This is a genomic window from Candidatus Dadabacteria bacterium, from assembly GCA_009840385.1.
In the GTDB taxonomy this organism is placed as follows: Bacteria; Desulfobacterota_D; UBA1144; order Nemesobacterales; family Nemesobacteraceae; genus Nemesobacter; species Nemesobacter australis.
In genome coordinates, this window is sequence record VXNX01000009.1 from 1 (window position 1) to 20,471 (window position 20,471).

Consider the following 20,471-nt stretch of genomic DNA (forward strand, 5'->3'; position numbering starts at 1 on the left):
CGACGGATGTGACAGGGGCGGTGGTATTGCCTGAGGGAGTGGAGATGGTAATGCCTGGGGACAACGTGAGCATGGATGTAGAGCTGATAGCGCCGGTGGCGATGGAGGAGCAGCTTAGGTTTGCGATAAGAGAAGGTGGAAGAACTGTGGGGGCAGGGGTAGTAACTAAGATTGTTGAGTGATGGGTAACTAACGGGAGACTCTACAGGGCAGTAGCTCAATTGGTAGAGCAGCGGTCTCCAAAACCGCAGGTTGGGGGTTCGAGACCCTCCTGCCCTGCAGAAAAGCCAGGTCATGGAAAAATTTGACAAAATCAAAGTTGATACGACCAGGTATCTCAGTGGTGTTGCCACAGAACTGAAAAGAATAACTTGGCCCGAGCGTAAAGACACGGTCAAATCAACCTTAGTGGTTGTTATTATTACCGCGTTCTTTGCACTCTTTTTTATGCTGGCCGATTACGTGTTCTCTTTTCTGTTCGGTCTTATACTGAGTTAAAGAACGAATTGGGAGCAGTCTTCGGATGCCGAGCAAGTGGTATATAGTACACGTCAATACAGGTTTTGAAGAAAGGGTTAAAACCCAGATAGAGAACGGAATAGAGAGCATGAACAATGAAAACCTTGCTATTGACGAGGTTTTTATTCCTACTGAAACCGTGGTTGAGACGCAGAAAGGCGGGAGGAAAAGAACCTCTGTAAGGAAATTCTTCCCCGGATATATAATGATTAAAATGGACCTCAACAAAGAGACTCTGGATTTCGTAAGGGAAATACCTAAGGTCATAAGTTTCGTGGGAGGCCGCCCGGTTGATGGAAAGATAAATATTGATTCCATTCCCGAAGTTGACGAAGAAAAGGTTAATGAGATAAAGACGAGGGCGAAAGAGGGTACGCTCAAACCCAAACCGAGTGTCGCCTTTGAGAAAGGAGAATCCATAAGAGTTATAGAGGGACCTTTTGCCAATTTCTCCGGAATTATAGAAGACGTAAAACCCGAGAAAGCCAGGGTGCAGGTATTGGTCAGCATTTTCGGCAGAACCACGCCCATAGAGCTCGATTTTAACCAGGTGGAGAAAATCTAGAATGAAGGAAATAAGCGGTTACATAAAGTTGCTGATTGAGGCGGGAAAGGCATCCCCTTCGCCTCCCGTGGGTCCCGCGCTCGGACAAAGAGGCGTTAACATAATGGAATTCTGCAAGGCTTTTAACGCCCAGACATCTTCTACCGAAGGGCTTCTTCCCGTTACGGTAACCGTCTACGCGGACAGGAGTTTTGATCTTCAGATAAAAACTCCTCCTACTTCTTACCTGCTGAAAAAAGCTGCGGGCGTAGAGAAGGGTTCAGGGTCTACACCTAGGACAAAAGCCGGGAAGATTACGGAAGAGCAGGCAAGGGAAATAGCGCAGAGAAAGCTAGAGGATCTCAATACCGATGAAATTGATGCGGCCCTTATGGTCGTGCGCGGCACTGCGAGAAGCATGGGAATTGATATAGAAGGATAAAGTTTGGAGAAAACTTCATGGCCATCAGAGGAAAAAAGTATATTGACGTAAGCGCCAAGGTGGATACCCACAAAGAGTATACGGTTGAAGAGGCCATGGAGCTTGTGGCGCAGGCACACTACGCGAAATTTGACGAAACGGTGGATGTAGCCGTAAACCTCGGCATAGACCCCAGGCACGCAAACCAGCAGATTCGTTCCGCTGTCGTGCTGCCTCACGGTCTCGGGAAAAAAATAACGGTTCTTGTATTCGCTGCGGATGACAAGGCGGCTGAGGCAAAAGATGCCGGGGCTGACTACGTGGGTCTTGACGATATTGTTGAGAAGATTTCCAAGGAGAACTGGCTTGATTTTGATGTGGCTATAGCCACTCCTGACGTGATGGCGAAAGTTGGTAGACTGGGAAAAGTTCTGGGACCCAGAGGACTGATGCCGAGTCCCAAGGTAGGTACGGTGACTTCGGATGTTGCTAACGTGGTGAGGGAATCAAAGGCCGGTCGTGTTGAGATCAGGAACGATAAAAGCGGCGTTATACATGCTCCTGTCGGGAAAGTTTCTTTCGGAAAAGAAAACTTAAAGGAAAACTTCCTCGCTTTTATGGGTTTTCTGATAAAAGAGAAGCCTGCCGCTTCCAAGGGTGTTTTCCTGAGGAAGATTTCGGTGTCGGCGACCATGGGTCCCGGCATCGGAGTAAGTGTGCCGGATCTTAGAAACGAGCTTAAAAATATGGGAATCGCAGCGTGAACATAGCGCGAAACTAGATACGAAAAGAGAGAAACTATGCTCAGCAAAGCCGAAAAACAGAAAATAATTGATGACTTGGCATCCAGATTTCATTCCGGGCCGTCAGTGTTCATCGTCGAGTACCAAGGGCTTAAAGTAAAGGAGATAGATGTCCTGAGAAAGAAGCTCAGGCAGACCAATACGGAATTCAGGGTTGTTAAGAACACTCTTTTGGAAAAAGCTTCGCTCGGAACGGACGTAGAGAAGATGAAGGATCTTTTCTCAGGACCCACCGCGGTAGCGATCTGCGATGGGGAATCTTCTGCGGCGGCGAAGGTCTTTATTGATTACGGTGAAGATTTTCCCGAAATCAAGATAAGGGGCGGAATATTCGAGGGAGAAGTAGTCGACGTATCCAGAATAGAGCGGATAGCGAAGCTTCCGTCAAGACAGGAACTTCTATCCGAGTTTATAGGCCTTCTCAGCGCTCCGATGGGCAACCTCGTGGGAGTTTTGGAGCAGGCACGCTCGAATATTGTCGGCGTGCTCGAAGGTTTAAAAGAAAAAAAGACTGAATAAAAAGTTGTAGAACTGTTTATCAAGGAGGAATAAAACAGATGCCCGATATTAGCAGAACAGACGTTATCACCTATCTTGAACAAGCCAGCATGCTTGAGATCTCCGAACTGATAGAGGAGATAAAAGACAAGTTTGGTGTCCAGGCTGCCGCGCCGCAAGTCGCTGTTGCAGCTGCTGCCGGTGCCGAAGCCGCTCCTGTGGCCGAAGAGAAAAGTGAATTCAGTGTAATTCTCGGCTCCTTCGGAGACAAGAAAATACAGGTTATAAAAGCGGTAAGGGAAATTGCGGGTCTCGGACTCAAGGAATCCAAAGAACTTGTCGAGGGAGCTCCTAAGCCCGTAAAAGAGGGAGTGAGCAAGGATGAGGCTGAAGAGATCAAGAAAAAGCTTGAAGACGCCGGGGCGACCGTTGAAGTTAACTGACGATAATTTTTTCCGGTTATTTTCACTTAAATTAAAAAACGAGGGGGTGCGTATTGAGCATAGAAAAGGTAGAGTCTCAGGAATTAAGGAAAGATTTTTCAAAGATCCCCCAGGTTCTGGATATCCCCCACCTGCTTGATGTACAGATAAAATCGTACCAAGATTTTCTGCAGGCCGATGTTCCTCCGGATGAACGTTCGGACACCGGCCTTCACGGAGCCTTCAAGGCCGTTTTTCCCCTTGAGGACTATAATGGCAAGGCGTCCTTGGAGTATCTCAACTACAGGCTTGACGAACCCAAGTATGATTTCGCTGAATGCAGACTTAAAGGCTATACCTACACTGCTCCCCTTTACGTAACCTTCCGTCTTATAATATGGGACATACCCGAGGGTGAGAAGGGGCAGAAGGACACCGAAAGGCAGTTCCGCGACATAAAAGAGCAAGAGATATATTTCGGAGAAGTACAGCTTATGACCCCCAGCGGTTCTTTCATAGTGAACGGGACCGAAAGAGTCATAGTCAACCAGCTTCACAGATCTCCCGGGGTCTTTTTTGATCGAGATAAAAGTAAGAGCCAGTTGTCTGGAAAGGAAGGGGCCTTTATAGCGAGAATCGTTCCCCAGAACGGTCGTTGGCTTGATTTTGAATACGATCTTAAGGACATGCTCCATGTGCGCATAGACAGAAAGAAAAAATTCCATGTCACCGTCCTTCTCAAGGCTATGGGCTACGATGAACAGCAGATAATGGATTTTTTCTATCCCGTGGAGACTTTCCACATAGAACCGCAAGAACTTAGAAAGGAAGTAAACGCGGAAATTTTTGACTCGGGGCCGGATGGTTTTAAAAAGGAGACAACAACCGAGATAATTTCCTATCAGAAAGCGACTGAAGACATAATCCATCCGGAAACGGGGGAACTTATAGGCAGAAAGGGAAGGAGGCTTAAGAACCTTCTCCCTAGGTTCGAAGAAGCCGGCATGACTTCCGTACCCGTCTCAGATGAAGAGATAATTGAAAAACCCTCGGCCGAAGTAGTCTCCGATCCCGAAACGGGGGAAGTAATACTTGATTTCAATGAGGAAATAACAGAAGAAAAACTCAAGGAACTGCGCCGCATCGGCAGAGAAACCCTCAGGGTTTACTACATAGACAAAACCCTGTTCGTAAGTTCCCTTCGGACCACGCTTCTCTCCGACAAGGTGGATTCGTGCGAGGAAGCCGTAACAGAGATATACAAGAAATTCAGACCGACGGATCCTCCCTCAAACGAGGTCGCACAGACTTTCTTTGAAAACATGTTCTTTACTCCCGAGTCATACAGACTCTCGAGAGTGGGCAGAATCAAGATCAACTATAAGCTTAAGAGGAAGGGGGTAAAAGAAGATCATCTCACTTTGGACAGAGAAGACATTCTGCTGACCGTCAAATACTTGCTTGATTTAAAAGGCGGCAGGGGATCCACAGACGACATAGACCACCTCGGAAACCGGAGAGTCAGAACTGTCGGGGAACTCATAGAGGACCGTTTTTATCACGGCCTCGAAAGGCTTGCCCGTTTCGTAAAGGAAAAAATGGGATACCAGACCATAGAGAACCTTATGCCCAACGAAGTGCTCGTCCCGAAAACCGTGACATCGGTTCTGAAAGAGTTTTTCACCACGGGCCAGCTTTCTCAGTTCATGGATCAGACTAATCCTCTCTCGGAAATAACTCATAAAAGAAGGCTGAGCGCGCTGGGTCCGGGTGGACTTACCAGGGAGAGGGCAGGATTTGAAGTGAGAGACGTTCACTCTTCTCACTATGGGAGAATATGCCCCATAGAAACCCCTGAAGGTCCTAATATCGGACTTATCTCAAGCCTTAGCACCTACGCGAAGATAGACGAATCCGGGTTTATCCGGACGCCGTACAGGAAAGTGAAGGACGGGCGTGTTACGGATGAAATAGTTTATATGAACGCTCTTATGGAAGAGGACTACGTGGTGGCTCAGGCAAACGCCCCTCTTGAAGAAGACGGGTCTTTCAAACTGCCTTTTGTCTCCGCCAGGGGAAGTGGGGAATTTATGATGGTTGAGAGGGAGAAGGTTGAGTTTATGGACGTGTCCCCTTCACAGCTTGTATCGGTTTCAGCTTCTCTTATTCCGTTTCTTGAGCATGATGACGCGAACAGAGCTCTCATGGGTTCCAACATGCAGCGCCAAGCCGTGCCTTTGATAAAAAGTACTTCACCGCTTGTGGGGACGGGTTTTGAAAGCAAGGTGGCCAAGGATTCCGGGGTTACCGTTGTCGCCAGAAGGGATGGTGTGGTGGAATCTGTGGACGCGGTCAGGATCGTAGTCAAGTCTACGGAAAGAAGCCGGGAAGGAGGGGTTGACATCTACAACCTGATAAAGTTCCACCGGTCAAACCAGAGTTCCTGCTGGAATCAAAATCCCATAGTTCGCCAGGGGCAGCGGGTTAAAAAAGGGCAGGTAATAGCTGACGGGTGTTCAACGGACCACGGCGAGCTCGCGCTCGGACAGAACATGGTTGTCGCTTTTATGCCGTGGGGGGGATACAACTTTGAAGATGCGATATTGATATCCGAGAGAGTTGTTAAGGACGACGCGTTCACTTCGATCCATATTGAAGAGTTTGAGTGTACGGCGAGGGAAACGAAACTCGGCAGAGAAGACATAACCAGAGATATACCGAACGTGTCGGAAGAGTCGCTGAGGAACCTGGATGAGAGCGGAATAATAATGATAGGTGCCGAAGTTGAACCCGGGGATATACTGGTCGGAAAAATTTCTCCGAAGGCCGAAACCCAGCTTTCTCCTGAAGAAAGGCTCTTGAGGGCAATATTCGGAGATAAGGCCGGAGACGTCAAGGATTCTTCTCTCAAGGTGCCTTCCGGGGTGCACGGCACCGTGATAGATGTTGAAACTCTCGTATCCCGCTCGGTGGACAAGGACGACAGGAGTAAGTTTATCGAGAACTATGAGATCTCGAAATTAAAGCTGGATAAGGAAAACGAGGTAAGCATTCTAAGAAGGGATGCGGTCGACAGGGTAAAGCATATAGTTCTCGGCAAGACCTCCCTTTCCAAGATTACGGTTAACAGGAAGACGGTTCTTAAGAGCGGGCAGAAAATTACCGAGGAGATTCTCGATGCTATCCCCTTGGAAAAGCTGGTTGATGTCAGGATTAAGGGTCTTCCCGAAGCGGGTGAAGAACTGGTCGGAATAGTCGAGAGGGTTCTCAAGCGTATTGAATACGTGAGTGCTGCTTATGAACAGCGCATGGAGAAGCTTAAAAAGCCCGACGAGTTGCCTCCCGGGGTTCTCAGGGTGGTTAAAGTCCGCATTGCGGTTAAAAGAAAGCTTCAGGTCGGCGACAAGATGGCGGGACGCCATGGCAACAAGGGTGTCGTGTCGAAAATACTTCCGCAGGAAGACATGCCTTATCTCTCTGACGGAAGGCCGGTTGATATGGTGCTTAACCCCCTCGGCGTGCCTTCAAGAATGAATGTCGGGCAGATACTGGAGACCCATCTGGGATGGGGCGGCAGAGAACTTGGAAGGCAGCTTAGCGAGTATGTGGAGGGCGAGTTCGGCACGGAAGCCTTAAGAGATAAGCTTCTGGAAATATATTCGGATTCTTCGGAAGTAGGGAAGCTTATTGAGTCGTCTGACAGGGACAGTCTTGTTGAGTTGGTAGTGGAATTCAAAGACGGAATTCCGGTGAAATCTCCGGTTTTCGATGGTGCCGACGAAGCTGAAATCTCGCGGATACAGAGGCTTGCCGGTATCCACGAAGACGGAAAGACCATCCTTTTTGACGGTCAGACCGGAGAGCCTTTCGATCAGAAGGTGTGCGTGGGAATAATGTACATGTTAAAGCTCCACCACCTTGTGGAAGAAAAAATTCATGCCAGGGCGATCGGGCCTTACTCCCTTGTAACCCAGCAACCCCTTGGAGGGAAGGCGCACTTTGGCGGGCAGAGACTCGGAGAAATGGAAGTTTGGGCACTTGAAGCCTATGGAGCGGCTTATACGCTTCAGGAATTTGTTACCATAAAGTCGGACGATGTGGCGGGAAGAACCAGGATCTTCGACTCGATCGTGAGAGGAGATATGAACTTTGAACCAGGCCTTCCTGAATCTTTCAAAGTGTTGCGCAAGGAACTGCAGGCGCTGGGACTCGATGTCGATCTTATTGAGGAAGAAGCGGAAATTGATTCGCTTCCTAAATATTAATTTGGAGGGAACCGTACCATGGATATAGACACGCTCTTTGAAAAGCCGAAAAACCCTTCTGATTATTCGACCATAAAAATTTCCATAGCTTCTCCGGAAAAAATTAGGTCATGGTCAAATGGTGAAATAAAAAAACCGGAGACTATAAACTACAGGACCTTCAAGCCGGAGAGAAACGGTCTTTTCTGCGCCAAGATATTTGGGCCCGTGAAAGATTACGAATGCACCTGCGGAAAGTACAAGAGACTTAAGCACAGAGGGGTAACGTGCGAGAAATGCGGTGTGGAAGTAATTTCCTCCAAGGTCAGAAGGGAGAGAATGGGTCATATAGAACTTGCTTCTCCTGTAGCGCACATATGGCTTCTCCGCAGCATTCCAAGCAGAATAGGAATGCTTCTGGACATGACTTTAAAGGACTTGGAGAGGGTGCTTTATTTCGAGGCTTACATAGTTATGGATCCGGGGGTTTCCGATCTCAAGTTTGCTCAGGTAGTAACGGAAGATGAGTACAGAGACAAGCGGGAGCAGTTCGGTTCTGAGTTTGTCGTCGGCATGGGGGCCGAGTCCGTGCGGGAGATGCTGAAGACAATAGACCTCAATGAACTGTCTCAGGATCTCAGAGTAAGCATGAGAGAGACCAGGTCTCCGATTAAAAAAGCCCGTATTGCGAAAAGACTGAGAATATGTGAGGCGTTTCGCAAATCCAAAAACCGGCCGGAATGGATGATTCTGACTACCATTCCTGTTCTTCCTCCGGATCTCAGGCCTCTTGTCCCTCTTGATGGGGGACGGTTTGCCGCTTCTGATCTTAACGATCTTTACAGGAGGGTGATTAACAGAAATAACAGGCTGAGAAAGCTCCTTGAACTCGGCGCTCCTGACATAATAGTTAGAAATGAAAAGAGGATGTTGCAGGAATCCGTTGACGCGCTTTTGGAAAATGGAAGAAGGGGAAGACCCGTTCTGGGCCACAACCACAGGCCTCTTAAGAGTCTGAGCGACATAATCAAAGGCAAGCAAGGCAGATTCAGGCAGAACCTTCTTGGAAAAAGAGTCGATTACTCGGGCCGATCGGTTATCACCGTGGGCCCGGACCTGCGTCTTCACCAGTGCGGAATTCCCAAACAGATGGCGCTTGAGCTTTTCAGGCCCTTTATCTACCAGAAGCTCGAGAGGTGGGGCGAAGCGGCAACGATAAAGATAGCGAAAAAACTGCTTGACAGTGAAGCCCCGGTGGTCTGGGATGCTCTTGACGAAGTTATCAAGGAGCACCCTGTGCTTCTTAACAGAGCCCCGACTCTCCATCGTCTTAGCATACAGGCTTTCGAGCCGGTGCTTATTGAAGACAAGGCCATACAGCTTCATCCCCTTGTGTGCCCGGCTTACAACGCTGACTTTGACGGTGACCAGATGGCGGTCCACGTTCCGCTTTCAATTGAAGCGCAGACTGAATGCCGCTCGCTTGTCATGTCAACTAACAATATTCTTTCCCCTGCGCATGGAAAGCCGATAATACTTCCCACTCAGGATATAGTTCTCGGGCTTTACTATCTGACAAGGGATGCCGCGTCGGACAAAAGTGCTGATTCAGGGAATGTTCTCTCGGTGCGCGAGGTAGTTTTTGCCTATGAGCTGGGCAAAATTGGCTTGCATGATAGCGTAACCGTCAGGATTGAAGGGCAGAACCATCCCACGACCGTCGGAAGAATTCTAATGTACGAGGTCGTTCCCGAAGGCGTTCCCTTTGACCTTATTAACAAGCCGATGACAAAAAGAGCCATAGAAGCTCTTGTCGATGAGTGCTTCAGGAAAACCGGCGGCAAAAGCACGGTCTTGCTGGCTGACAGCCTGAGAACTCTCGGATTTAAGTATTCAACTAAGTCCGGTGCTTCCATTTCGATTACGGACATGATTATTCCCGAATCGAAAAAAGACCTTCTGGAGAATGCCAGGGATGAAGTCTTGAAGGTTCAGAACCAGTATTCCCAGGGACTGATAACCGACGGGGAGAGATACAACAAGGTGATAGATATCTGGGCGAAAACAAGTGACGAAGTTGCCCAGGCGATGATGAGAAAAATCTCTTCCGAGGAAATAAAGACCGGCAAAAAGACCAGTATAACCGGGCCGAGTTCCAACCCCATATACATGATGATTGATTCGGGTGCGAGAGGAAGCCAGACCCAGGTAAGGCAGCTTGCGGGCATGAGAGGACTTATGGCGAAGCCGTCGGGGGAGATCATAGAGACCCCCATTACCTCCAATTTCCGCGAAGGTCTGTCGGTGCTTCAGTATTTTATTTCTACCCACGGCGCGAGGAAGGGACTTGCGGATACGGCGCTTAAAACGGCAAATGCGGGTTACTTGACGCGAAGGCTGATCGATGCCGCTCAGGACGTAATGATTACTGAACTTGACTGCGGCACTATAGAGGGAATCAAGGTCAGCGATCTGGTTGAAGGCGGGGAGATAATCGAGAAAGTGGGAGAGAGGGTGCTGGGAAGAGTAACGCTTGAAGATATAGAAGATCCCAAGACCGGAGAGACTATCATTGAGGCAAATGAGGAAGTTGACGAGACCACGGTTAAGGAAATAGACGAAGCGGGCATAGGCGAGGTGAGTATCCGTTCCGTTCTTACCTGTGAGACCAGAACCGGCGTCTGCAGGCTTTGCTACGGAAGGAATCTTTCCACAGGAAAGCTCGTGAATATGGGGGAAGCCATAGGTATTGTCGCGGCCCAGTCAATCGGGGAACCCGGCACTCAGCTTACCATGAGAACTTTTCATATAGGTGGTGCTGCGAGCCAGAGAGCGGCTGAGAGCACTCTTGAGAGCCAGCACGAGGGAATAGTGAGGTTTAAAAACATAAAGGCCGTGAAGGGGCGTGACAACAAACTGGTGGTTACCAGCAGAAGCGGCGTGCTCTCAATTGAGGATAGCAAGGGGTATGAAAGGGAGAAATGTCCCGTTGTTCTTGGAGCCAGGCTTAATGTGAAGGAAGGAGACAAGGTAAAAAAGGGGAAGATGCTTGCGGAATGGGACCCCTACACGAACCCGATAATCTCGGAGGTTCCGGGTGTCGTAAGGTTCAGGGACCTTGAAGCCGGAGCCACTTATAAGGAGCAGGTGGATGAAGTCACGGGTGTTTTCAAAAGGGTCGTAGTTGAGACTAAGAACCTGGAGATGCATCCCACGCTTGATGTCGAAGTAAGAACCGAAGATTTGAACTCCGAAGAAAAAGATTCTGTAAAGGAGAAGAAAATCCCTTATTCGCTTCCCGTTGGCGCCATAATAGAGGTTGGTGACAAGGATGATATAGAGGCGGGAGACGTGCTTGCGAAGATTCCGAGAGCGACATCGAAAACAAAGGACATTACCGGAGGACTTCCAAGAGTTGCCGAGCTTTTTGAAGCCAGAATACCCAAAGATCCTGCGGTTGTGAGCGAAATCGACGGACTCATTTCCTACGGAAAAGATGTAAAGGGAAAAAAGAGGGTTGTAGTCACTCCGGAAATGGGGGAACCAAAAGAGTATACGGTGCCCAGGGGAAAACATATATTGGTCAGGGAAGGGGAGTTCGTATCTTCGGGCGACCAGCTTGTTGACGGTGCGGTTAACCCTCACGACATTCTGAATATCATGGGGGAAAAAGCCCTTGCCAATTATATGGTTAACGAAATTCAGGAGGTCTACAGACTCCAGGGCGTGAAGATCAACGACAAGCATATAGAGGTTATAGTCAAGCAGATGCTCAAAAGGGTGAAGATAAAAGATCCCGGCGACACCACGATGCTTGTCGGCGAGGCTATAGAGAAAACCGTATTCTTCGAGGAAAACGAGAAAATCGTTCAGGAAGGCGGAACCCCTGCAGCGGCCGAACCGCTTCTTCTGGGTATAACCCGCGCCTCGCTGAGTACGCGCAGCTGGCTTTCCGCGGCCTCTTTTCAGGAAACCACAAGGGTTCTTACCGAGGCTTCCTGCGAGGGCAGAGAAGACGACCTCAGGGGACTCAAGGAAAACGTCATAGTGGGCAGGTTGATTCCGGCTGGCACCGGCCTCCCCATGTACAGGGACATAAATATAGAGACCGAAGCACCCGAAATACCGGTACCCGTACCGGAAATCGAAGAAAAGAGCGAAGATGTTGTGCTAGAAGGCTGATATTTCCTCTGCGGTCTGTTTCTTTCTTTCGATCAGCCATGGAAAAAAGCTACAACCCTGCCAAGGTTGAACAGAGAACTTATGATTTCTGGGTTTCCTCAGGACTTCACAAGTCCGAGATAACGGACTCGGCAAAAGTTTTCTCGATTGTCATTCCTCCTCCCAACGTAACGGGATCTCTCCACATAGGCCACGCCCTTAACAACACCATTCAGGACATTCTGGTCAGGTACAGGAGAATGAAGGGTTTTGACGTTCTCTGGGTTCCGGGAACGGACCACGCCGGTATTGCGACTCAGATGATGGTTGAAAAAGAGCTTGCTTCCGAAGGACTCACGAAAAGCGATCTGGGCAGGGAGAAATTTCTTGAACGGATCTGGCAGTGGAAAGAGAATTCAGGCAGTCGCATTACCGAGCAGCTCAAAAGGCTCGGAGCGCTTCCCGACTGGGAAATGGAGCGGTTTACCCTTGATGAAGGCCTTTCGGAGGCGGTCAGAAAAGTTTTTGTTGACCTTTACTCCGAGGGACTTATCTACAGGGACAAGAGGCTTGTTAACTGGGATCCCGAGCTTCGTACCGCCATATCGGATCTGGAGGTGGAGCAGAGAGAAACCCAGGGAAACTACTGGTATATCAGGTATCCGATAGAAGGGGACGAAGGCCTGTTCCTTACTGTAGCTACAACACGCCCCGAGACCATGCTTGGAGACACCGCAGTTGCAGTTCATCCGGATGACCCGAGATACACCGATCTAGTCGGCAAAAATGCGATTTTGCCTCTTGTGGGAAGGAAGATTCCCGTAATAGCGGATGAGTACAGCGATCCCGAGAAGGGTACGGGAGCCGTGAAGATAACTCCGGCGCATGATTTTAACGACTTCGAGGTCGGAAAACGAAATGGTCTCGATATCGTAAACATTCTTGACGAGCAAGGATATGTAAAAGGTGACGTTCCCGACAAATACGAAGGACTTGAGAGGTTTGAAGCAAGAAAAGCGGTAGTCAGGGACCTTGAGGAAGGGGGTTTTCTGGTAAAGGTTGAGCAAACCGCTCATACGGTTCCTTACGGTGACCGTTCGGGGGCGGTCGTGGAACCCTGGCTGACTGACCAGTGGTACGTAAATGCCGAGGAGCTTGCCGTTCAAGCCATTTCGTGTGTGGAACGGGGCGAGATACGGTTTCATCCCGGGTTTTGGGAAAACACTTATTTTGAATGGATGAGAAATATAGAGCCCTGGTGTATTTCAAGACAGCTGTGGTGGGGACACCGAATACCCGCATGGTACGGTCCTGACGGAGAGATCTTCGTCGGCATGAATGAGAACGAAGTCGCCGCCTCTGCGAAGAAGCATTATGGTGAGGAAGTCAAACTTGTTAGGGATCCGGATGTACTGGATACGTGGTTTTCTTCCGGACTCTGGCCTTTTTCCACCCTGGGGTGGCCGCAGGATACCGAAGCGCTCGGGCATTACTATCCGACATCGTGTCTGGTTACTGGATTTGACATTATTTTCTTCTGGGTCGCGAGAATGATAATGCTGGGACTTAAATTCATGGGTGATGTGCCCTTCAGGGATGTTTATGTGCATGGGCTCATAAGGGACGCTAAGGGTCGCAAGATGAGCAAGACAACGGGCAACGTTATTGATCCTATTGACGTGATCGAAAAATACGGCGCCGACGCGCTTCGTTTTTCCCTTGCGGCGCTTGCAGCTCAGGGAAGGGACATAAAACTTACTTTCCCTGTTATTGAGGGATACAGGAACTTCATGAACAAGATATGGAATGCGACCAGATTTGTGTTTATGAACCTAGAACCGGAAATTATTTACGACTCCGATATTGACACCGATTCCTTAAGCGTCCCCGACCGGTGGATTCTTACCAGATTGAATATTACGCTGGGAGAAGTTGAGGAATTCATCGAGAACTACGAGTTCGACAAGGCTTCGCAAGCGCTTTATCACTTCATCTGGGATGATTACTGCGACTGGTATCTCGAGATATCCAAGTTTTCGCTTTACGGAGAGGATAGCGAATCAAAAAAGACTACTCTTAACGTACTTGTGCGCGTCCTGCTCCGTTCTCTGCGGGCGCTTCATCCCTTTGCGCCTTATATTACGGAAGAGATCTTCGGAATATTCAGGGAAAGGGGAATAAGTCTTCATGAAGAGGAGGGGCTTGACTCAAGGAGTATTCTCGACGCGCGATATCCGACACCGAGAGAAAACGAGATGTTCAAAGAAGAATCCGACCAGATTGAACTTATAAAAAGCATTGTAACCGGAATAAGAAACCTGCGGGCCATTGTGGGAGTTCATCCGTCGGACAAAGTGTCTATCCACCTTAATTCTGAGAGCGGTGAGACAGAAAATGTCTTAAGGGAGAATCTTGAGGTTATCCTCGGCATGGCTTCTCTTAGCGATTGCGTTGTCTGCGGTGGGGATTTCCAGGGCAAAGCAATCTCAGAAGTTGTTTCCGGAGTAGAAATAGTTATGCCGGTTGAGAATCTGCTTGATCTTGAGAAGGAGATTTCCAGGTTGAGCAAGGACCTGGAAAAAGTTTCACAGGAACTTAAAAAGACCGAGGGTAAACTTGCAAACAGCGATTTTATCAAACGTGCTCCCGAGGATGTTGTGGAAAAGGAAAGGGGGAAGCTGGATGAGTTTCAAAGCCACAAAAAGAAGCTTGAGGAAATTCTCGGGAAACTTTCGGCAGTATAACTCAAACTGCCATTTAAATGCGGTACTAAAGGTCTAAAAAAGATCCATCTGTTGATGCGATATTTTTTCGTCCGTTATTTCCACCGGATAGTTGCCGTCAAAACACGCAAAACAGTAGTTTGCTCTTCCGTTAGAGGTTTTATCGCCGTTGGTAACGGCTTTTGTTATTCCTTCCTTGCTTAGGTATCCCAGAGAATCGGAGGTTATGTAATCCTTTATTTTCTCCACTTCGAGCGAATGCGCTATGAGTTCTTCTTTGAGAGGAGTATCTATGCCATAATAGCATGAAAATTTCATTGGAGGAGAACTTATCCTCATGTGAACTTCCTTGGCACCGGCATCGCGTATCATCTTGACAATTTTTCTGCTGGTTGTGCCTCTCACTATGGAATCATCGACTACCACTACTTTTTTACCGTCTATAACTTCCTTTATCACGCTGAGCTTAAGTTTCACTCCGAAGTTTCTTATTGACTGCTGAGGTTCTATAAAGGTTCTTCCTATATAGTGGCTTCTCAGAAACCCCGTTTCAAAGGGAATTCCAAGTTGCTCGGCATATCCCATGGCCGCCGGCGTCCCCGAATCGGGTACGGCTACAACTATGTCTGCGTCGGCCGGAGACTCGATTGCGAGTTGCTTGCCCATGTTCTTTCTCATCTGATAAATGTTTCTTCCTTGGAGGAATGAATCGGGTCTAGAAAAATATATGTTCTCAAATACGCAGTATTTGTGTTGTTTTTTAGGAAGCGGCTTGAATGACCTGATTCCGTTCTCATTTATAAATACTATTTCCCCGGGTTCTATTTCCCTTATATAATTGGCTCCTATGAGTTCAAAGGCACATGTTTCGGAAGCCACAACGTAAGAATTATCAATCTTTCCGAGAACAAGAGGCCTGAATCCATGGGGGTCACGTGCAGCTACCAGGCCTTTAGGCGTTAGAAACACAAGAGAATATGCTCCCTTGCACTCAGTAAGGGCTTCTATGGTTCTTTTGAGAAAAGTCTTTTCCTTCGATCTTGCTATGAGGTGTACGATTACCTCAGTGTCCGTTGTTGACTGGAATATTGAACCTTCTTTTTCAAGCTTGTGTCTTAGCGCTTTTGCGTTTGTAAGGTTGCCGTTGTGCCCGACCGCGAGTTCCCCCTTCTCGTAGTTCATTATCAGGGGCTGGGTATTTTTGTTGTTGCTTGAGCCAGTTGTGGAGTATCTTACGTGGCCGATTGCGGTAGTACCTTGAAGGCTTGATATGGATTCTCCGTCGAAAACTTCGGTTACAAGCCCCATTTTCCGGTGAGAATAAAGCTTTTCACCGTCGGTTGACACTATGCCGGCACTTTCCTGCCCTCTGTGTTGTAGAGAGTAGAGGCCGAGATAGGTAAAGTTGGCAGCCTCGGGATGATCATATATTCCAAAGACTCCACACTCTTCGCGTAGCTTCGCCATTTTTACCCCTCTGTGGCTGAAAGGCTTCTCTCAAAGCCCATAGACCATGCGTCATGAACTGCTGAGATTTTCATGTCAATTGAATCTTCGACACAGAACCTGTTGTCATCAGTAACAACTCCGGCACGCAGCGCGGGGACATCGTAATCGCTTGCCATCTCTTTTACTTTTTCCCAACTATCCTCGTTAATGCTTGCTATTACCCTGGATTGTGTTTCGGAGAAAAGAAACAGATCGCTTCTAAGAGAGTTCTCATTTATGTCGGGCGCTTTTACCAGGACCCCCCTTGTGCCGTCTGGACTAAAACAACATTCCGCGAGCGTCACCGCAAAGCCGCCCTCAGATATATCGTGCGCCGACCTAATTATACTTTGAGAAGCACACGCAATCAACATCTCGGCAAGCCTTTTTTCCTTATCAAGATCAATTGAAGGCGGCTCCCCATCAACCAAGCCATGTTCATTCTTAAGATACTCGCTTCCTCCTATATCTTCTTCCATAGCTCCCCCAAGCAGTATCACCAAGTCTCCGGGATCCTGAAACCAGGGAGTGACGATTTTGGCCGTATCCTTTATGAGGCCTACCATCGCCACAGTCGGGGTAGGGAATATGGCGACACCTTCAGTCTCGTTATAGAGACTGACGTTGCCGCTTACCACAGGCGTGTTAAACGCCTTTGCGGCTTCCGACATGCCTTCAACACTTTCTGAAAACTGCCACATTATCTCGGGGTTTTCAGGGTTCCCAAAATTGAGACAATCGGTAATTGCAAGAGGACGAGCACCACAACAAGCCAGATTCCTTACGCTTTCTGCAACAGCTATTTTGCTTCCTTCACGGGGATTTAGATAACAATATCTAGAATTCACATCAGATGTCATTGCAATTCCCTTCTGCGTCCCCTTAAGCCTTATTATCGCGCAATCTGCTCCTGGTCCCAAAACGCTGTCAGTTCTTACCATGTGGTCATACTGCTCGTACACCCATTTCTTGCTCGAGACAGTCGGAGAAGACAGGATCTCAAGAAAAACTCTCTGAAGGTCGTCGGGTTCGGGGAGATTTTCTGGATTCAGTTTCTTTGTTTCTTCCAGGTAAGCGGGTTTCTTTATCGGTCTTTCGTAAGTCGGCGCGCCTGAAGTTATAAGACTCACGGGCAGGTCCGCAACCGTGGTCCCTTCTTCCACAACGGTCAGTTTCCCCGAATCGGTTACCTTGCCGATGACCGAAAAATCAAGGTTCCATTTCCTGAAGATGTCCCGGGCCGTATCCTCTCTGCCTTTTTCTAAAACCACGAGCATTCTTTCCTGCGACTCGGAAAGCAAGACTTCATAAGGGGTCATGTTTTCTTCCCGCCTGGGAACCCTTTCAATTTCAATCTCAAGTCCGGTCCCTGCACGATCGGCCATTTCTGTTGAAGAAGATGTAAGGCCCGCGGCTCCCATGTCCTGTATCCCAACAACACAGTCCGTTTTAAACAGCTCCAAACAGGCTTCAAGAAGAAGCTTTTCCGTGAACGGATCTCCCACCTGCACCGCGGGCCTTTTTTCTTCGGTTTCCTCGGTAAAGGTGTCTGACGCCATGATAGCTCCCTGTATTCCGTCTCTTCCGGTCTTCGATCCGACGTATATTACGGGATTTCCTTCGCCCGATGCGTATCCGCGGAAAACGTTATCTTTTTTTGTTACTCCGAGAGCAAAGGCGTTTACCAGAGGATTTCCGTTGTAGCAGTCGTCAAAATAAATTTCACCTCCTACCGTGGGGATGCCCATGCAGTTTCCATAGCCGGCTATTCCCGATACGACTCCTTCTACGAGGAATTTCGTTTTCTGGAGATGGGGATTTCCGAACCGAAGGGAATTCAAAAGCGCTACCGGTCTTGCTCCCATGGTGAATATGTCCCGGAGTATCCCCCCGACCCCAGTTGCGGCGCCTTGGTAAGGTTCTATGAAAGAGGGATGATTGTGACTTTCCATTTTAAAAACGACGCAGTAGCCATCCCCTATGTCCACAACTCCGGCGTTTTCTCCCGGACCCTGTATCACCTGCGCTCCTGTTGTAGGAAATTTTCGAAGGTGCACCTTGGAACTTTTATAGGAGCAGTGTTCAGACCACATGGCTCCAAGGACTCCTATTTCAGTTGAATTCGGTTCCCTGCCCAGGGTTTTGACTATTTTTTCGTATTCGCTCTCGGTGAGGCCATGGTCCATGGCGAACTGGAGAGATGCCTTGTCTTTCATTTGTCTTCTGGGGGATGGATGAATTTCGTTGTCTTGGATATGTCCATATCTCTGAAAAGATATCTTTTTACTTTTCTCGTAGTTGTTTTCGGCAATTCTTCTCTGGCAACCGCGAAATGGCTGATTCTTTTGTGAGGTTCGAGTCGGCGGTTGAGCTCAGTTATCTGGTCTTTAAGAACGTCCCAGATTCTTTCATCGTCTCCGTGTTGCGGGGGCTGACCGAGTTTTTTGGAAATTCCTTCCGCTTCCGGGAATATCACGGCCTGTATTCTTTCATCATCAGGGCTGAATACAATCGCTTCTTCAATCGTTTCAAGCGGGGTGAGCTTCTCCTCGATTTCCTCGGGAGAGATGTTTTTTCCTCCCCTAGTTACGATAACCGATTTTTTTCTTCCCGTTATGTAAAGGTAACCTTCGTGATCAAAATAACCCAGATCACCGGTCCTGAGCCAGCCGTCATCCGAGAGGATCTCTTTTGTGGCGCCAGGGTTTTTGTAGTAACCCTTCATTACGCTAGCGCCTCTCACGCATATTTCCCCGATTCCTTCGGAGTCTGTATCTCTTATCTCAACCTCGCTGTTTTCAAGCACCATGCCGCCGCTTGCGTTTTTCGGTTTCGAAAAAGGATTTGCGGATATAACCGCAGCTGTTTCACTCATTCCGTATCCCTGCAAGAGGGGAAATTCGTATTTCTCAAGGCCTCTGGAGGCTGCTTCCGAAAGAGCGGCTCCACCGCTTACTATAAGTTTGAGACGGTCAAGACCCAGACGTTTTCTCGCCATTTTCCCGAAAAGCTTGGAGGGGAGGGCCCTTGTGAGGAAATTCTTTGCCTTGTTCTGTTCGATTCTCTGAAGCAGTCTCTCGAGTATCAAGGGGGTGTTAAGCCATACGGTCGGTCTTGCGACCTTAAGGTCTGAGAGCATTTCCCTCGGTTTTATGCTTCTTGAGAAAAACACCCTTTGCCCACAGTAAAAAGACAGCAGTATTCCACCTATTCTTTCGTATACGTGGTGAATGGGCAGTATGGAAAAAGCTGTGTCTTCCACTGTTATGGGAAAAGCGCTGTAAAGTGTCTCCAGGTTTGACATTATGCTCGCGTGAGAGAGCATTACGCCTTTGGGATTGCCCGTGGTTCCCGAGGTAAAAACTATATCGGCTATGTCTTCGGGTTCTAGTTTTTCCGCGAGAACGGTTTTTTCAGTGTGCGACCGAACCTCAAGAGCCTCGTCCATTGGTATTATGTGCTCGACAGCTCCCGTGTTGCTCAAAGCTTCCGTAAACCCCGCCGAGGCAATGAGAAACCTCGAATCTGAGAGCACGAGGACTTGTTTTATGTGCTCTGTTCTCGCCCTTGCGTCAAGCGGGACGACTATGGCGCCTGCCCAGATTACCGCAAAGTAGGAAATCGCCCACTGGGGGCTGTTCTCCCCCACTATCGCCACATGTTCCCTTCTCTTAAGACCTAGAGACATGAGATGAGCTGAGAACTGGGTGAAAAGAGTGAAAACTTCGCTGAATGTGAGAGAACTTACAGACAGATCATTTTTTCTTATGGAATACGCGATCTTGTCTGCGTAAAGAGAGGACTTTCTCTCAAGCATATTCTGTATTGTGGCTATTTGGTTTTTGCTTCTTGTGCCGGGAAGTCTTTTTTCTGTGCGGGTGAGTCTTTGCATCAAGGCGGTATTCTTCTAGATTATTTCCTTTAGCTCTTGCAGGTCTTTTATGATGAATCTTGGTTCTGCCCGGGTGAACAGTTCTTTTCTTTTTACCCATATGGAGTCAATCCCACAGTCAGAAGATCCCATTATGTCTGCCTCTGGATCATCCCCTATGAAAATGACGTCTGACGCGTTCTCGCCGAGTCTTGAAAGGGCAAACTCGAATATTCTCCTATGAGGCTTTCTCCAGCCCACTTCCTCTGAGATAACTATATGTTCAAAGAAATCCGCAATTTCGAATTTTCCAAGCAGTTTTCGTGCCGTGGGGGCGTGATCGAAGTTTGAGACGACCGAAAGCCTGTATCCCTTTTCCTTGAGGTAGAAAAGAATTTCCGTGTGATGCTTCGGGTACACCATTGCTCCGCTGAGGCTTTCCATATGTGAGCATACGAACCTCTCAAGCAAGTCGTCATCTCCTTTTAGACCTGTTTTCTCCATGAATATCTCGAATCTTTTTCTGTTCGGATACTCTCTTAAATCCTTTTGCCTAAGTTCCAGGAGTTCTCTGTGACTTTCAACAAAAGGTCCGTAGAAGTCCGCAAATTCCATTTCCCCGAGACTCTCTCGCATCTGTGTGAAAACATGCTGCGCGGTGGAGTTCCAAGTCTCTCCATTAAGTGTTACATTCGGTAGAAGAGACGGTTCAAACATTACAAGCGTGTCAAAAAGGTCAAAAAAGACAGCTGAATATTTCTTCATCGGATTTTATAC

Annotated in this window: 14 protein-coding genes and 1 tRNA gene; 11 read left to right on the forward strand and 4 right to left on the reverse strand. The window is 48.3% G+C overall.

Going from position 1 to position 20,471, the window contains the following annotated elements; genetic code table 11:
* From tuf to F4X55_03235, 11 genes are all read left to right on the forward strand, one after another.
* A partial coding sequence (tuf, locus tag F4X55_03185) for an elongation factor Tu (GenBank protein MYC40001.1) occupies window positions 1-182 on the forward strand: 182 nt, incomplete at its 5' end.
* Between the two features lie 24 nt (window positions 183-206).
* A tRNA-Trp gene (locus tag F4X55_03190) sits at window positions 207-279 on the forward strand.
* Between the two features lie 15 nt (window positions 280-294).
* On the forward strand, window positions 295-498 hold the full coding sequence (secE, locus tag F4X55_03195) for a preprotein translocase subunit SecE (GenBank protein ID MYC40002.1): 204 nt from the start codon (window positions 295-297) through the stop codon (window positions 496-498).
* A gap of 25 nt (window positions 499-523) precedes the next feature.
* Window positions 524-1,084, forward strand: a complete 561-nt coding sequence (gene nusG / locus F4X55_03200; protein ID MYC40003.1) for a transcription termination/antitermination factor NusG — start codon at window positions 524-526, stop codon at window positions 1,082-1,084.
* Window position 1,085: 1 nt separating this feature from the next.
* A complete protein-coding gene (gene rplK / locus F4X55_03205) occupies window positions 1,086-1,505 on the forward strand; it encodes a 50S ribosomal protein L11 (GenBank protein MYC40004.1) in 420 nt (139 codons plus the stop codon).
* A 17-nt stretch (window positions 1,506-1,522) separates the two neighbouring features.
* A complete protein-coding gene (locus F4X55_03210) occupies window positions 1,523-2,248 on the forward strand; it encodes a 50S ribosomal protein L1 (protein ID MYC40005.1) in 726 nt (241 codons plus the stop codon).
* A 36-nt stretch (window positions 2,249-2,284) separates the two neighbouring features.
* Window positions 2,285-2,806 carry a 50S ribosomal protein L10 gene (locus F4X55_03215; GenBank protein ID MYC40006.1) on the forward strand — a complete coding sequence of 174 codons (522 nt, stop codon included), beginning with the start codon at window positions 2,285-2,287 and terminating at the stop codon, window positions 2,804-2,806.
* A 38-nt stretch (window positions 2,807-2,844) separates the two neighbouring features.
* Window positions 2,845-3,228 (forward strand): 50S ribosomal protein L7/L12, encoded by a 384-nt coding sequence (locus tag F4X55_03220; GenBank protein ID MYC40007.1) that lies wholly within the window; start codon window positions 2,845-2,847, stop codon window positions 3,226-3,228.
* A gap of 53 nt (window positions 3,229-3,281) precedes the next feature.
* Window positions 3,282-7,472, forward strand: coding sequence for a DNA-directed RNA polymerase subunit beta (gene rpoB, locus F4X55_03225; GenBank protein MYC40008.1), 4,191 nt, complete (start codon window positions 3,282-3,284; stop codon window positions 7,470-7,472).
* 18 nt (window positions 7,473-7,490) lie between these two features.
* Window positions 7,491-11,633 (forward strand): DNA-directed RNA polymerase subunit beta', encoded by a 4,143-nt coding sequence (rpoC, locus tag F4X55_03230; protein ID MYC40009.1) that lies wholly within the window; start codon window positions 7,491-7,493, stop codon window positions 11,631-11,633.
* 38 nt (window positions 11,634-11,671) lie between these two features.
* The gene (locus tag F4X55_03235; GenBank protein ID MYC40010.1) at window positions 11,672-14,356 is read left to right on the forward strand and encodes a valine--tRNA ligase; all 2,685 of its coding nucleotides are present in this window, start codon (window positions 11,672-11,674) and stop codon (window positions 14,354-14,356) included.
* 33 nt (window positions 14,357-14,389) lie between these two features.
* On the opposite strand, the gene F4X55_03240 is transcribed toward F4X55_03235, so the two are convergent.
* From F4X55_03240 to F4X55_03255, 4 genes are read right to left on the reverse strand one after another with little or no spacing between them, the layout of a single operon-like run.
* Window positions 14,390-15,802 (reverse strand): amidophosphoribosyltransferase, encoded by a 1,413-nt coding sequence (locus tag F4X55_03240; protein MYC40011.1) that lies wholly within the window; start codon window positions 15,800-15,802, stop codon window positions 14,390-14,392.
* Between the two features lie 2 nt (window positions 15,803-15,804).
* Complete coding sequence (gene purL, locus F4X55_03245; GenBank protein ID MYC40012.1) at window positions 15,805-18,039, reverse strand: phosphoribosylformylglycinamidine synthase subunit PurL; 2,235 nt, start codon at window positions 18,037-18,039, stop codon at window positions 15,805-15,807.
* Complete coding sequence (locus tag F4X55_03250) at window positions 18,036-19,715, reverse strand: long-chain fatty acid--CoA ligase (protein MYC40013.1); 1,680 nt, start codon at window positions 19,713-19,715, stop codon at window positions 18,036-18,038. The genes purL and F4X55_03250 overlap by 4 nt, the downstream gene beginning before the upstream one ends.
* Before the next feature lie 15 nt (window positions 19,716-19,730).
* Window positions 19,731-20,459: an HAD family hydrolase gene (locus F4X55_03255; protein ID MYC40014.1), complete on the reverse strand. Its 729-nt coding sequence runs from the start codon at window positions 20,457-20,459 to the stop codon at window positions 19,731-19,733.
* Window positions 20,460-20,471: the final 12 nt, after the last annotated feature.

Bases quoted from the DNA above. Each gene is read 5' to 3' on its own strand.
- F4X55_03220 (MYC40007.1), top strand. From the start codon at position 2,845: ATGCCCGATATTAGCAGAACAGACGTTATCACCTATCTTGAACAAGCC.
- rpoC (MYC40009.1), top strand. From the start codon at position 7,491: ATGGATATAGACACGCTCTTTGAAAAGCCGAAAAACCCTTCTGATTAT.
- secE (MYC40002.1), top strand. From the start codon at position 295: ATGGAAAAATTTGACAAAATCAAAGTTGATACGACCAGGTATCTCAGT.
- F4X55_03255 (MYC40014.1), bottom strand. From the start codon at position 20,459: ATGAAGAAATATTCAGCTGTCTTTTTTGACCTTTTTGACACGCTTGTA.
- purL (MYC40012.1), bottom strand. From the start codon at position 18,039: ATGAAAGACAAGGCATCTCTCCAGTTCGCCATGGACCATGGCCTCACC.
- nusG (MYC40003.1), top strand. From the start codon at position 524: ATGCCGAGCAAGTGGTATATAGTACACGTCAATACAGGTTTTGAAGAA.
- rplK (MYC40004.1), top strand. From the start codon at position 1,086: ATGAAGGAAATAAGCGGTTACATAAAGTTGCTGATTGAGGCGGGAAAG.
- F4X55_03215 (MYC40006.1), top strand. From the start codon at position 2,285: ATGCTCAGCAAAGCCGAAAAACAGAAAATAATTGATGACTTGGCATCC.
- F4X55_03250 (MYC40013.1), bottom strand. From the start codon at position 19,715: ATGCAAAGACTCACCCGCACAGAAAAAAGACTTCCCGGCACAAGAAGC.
- F4X55_03235 (MYC40010.1), top strand. From the start codon at position 11,672: ATGGAAAAAAGCTACAACCCTGCCAAGGTTGAACAGAGAACTTATGAT.
- F4X55_03210 (MYC40005.1), top strand. From the start codon at position 1,523: ATGGCCATCAGAGGAAAAAAGTATATTGACGTAAGCGCCAAGGTGGAT.
- F4X55_03240 (MYC40011.1), bottom strand. From the start codon at position 15,802: ATGGCGAAGCTACGCGAAGAGTGTGGAGTCTTTGGAATATATGATCAT.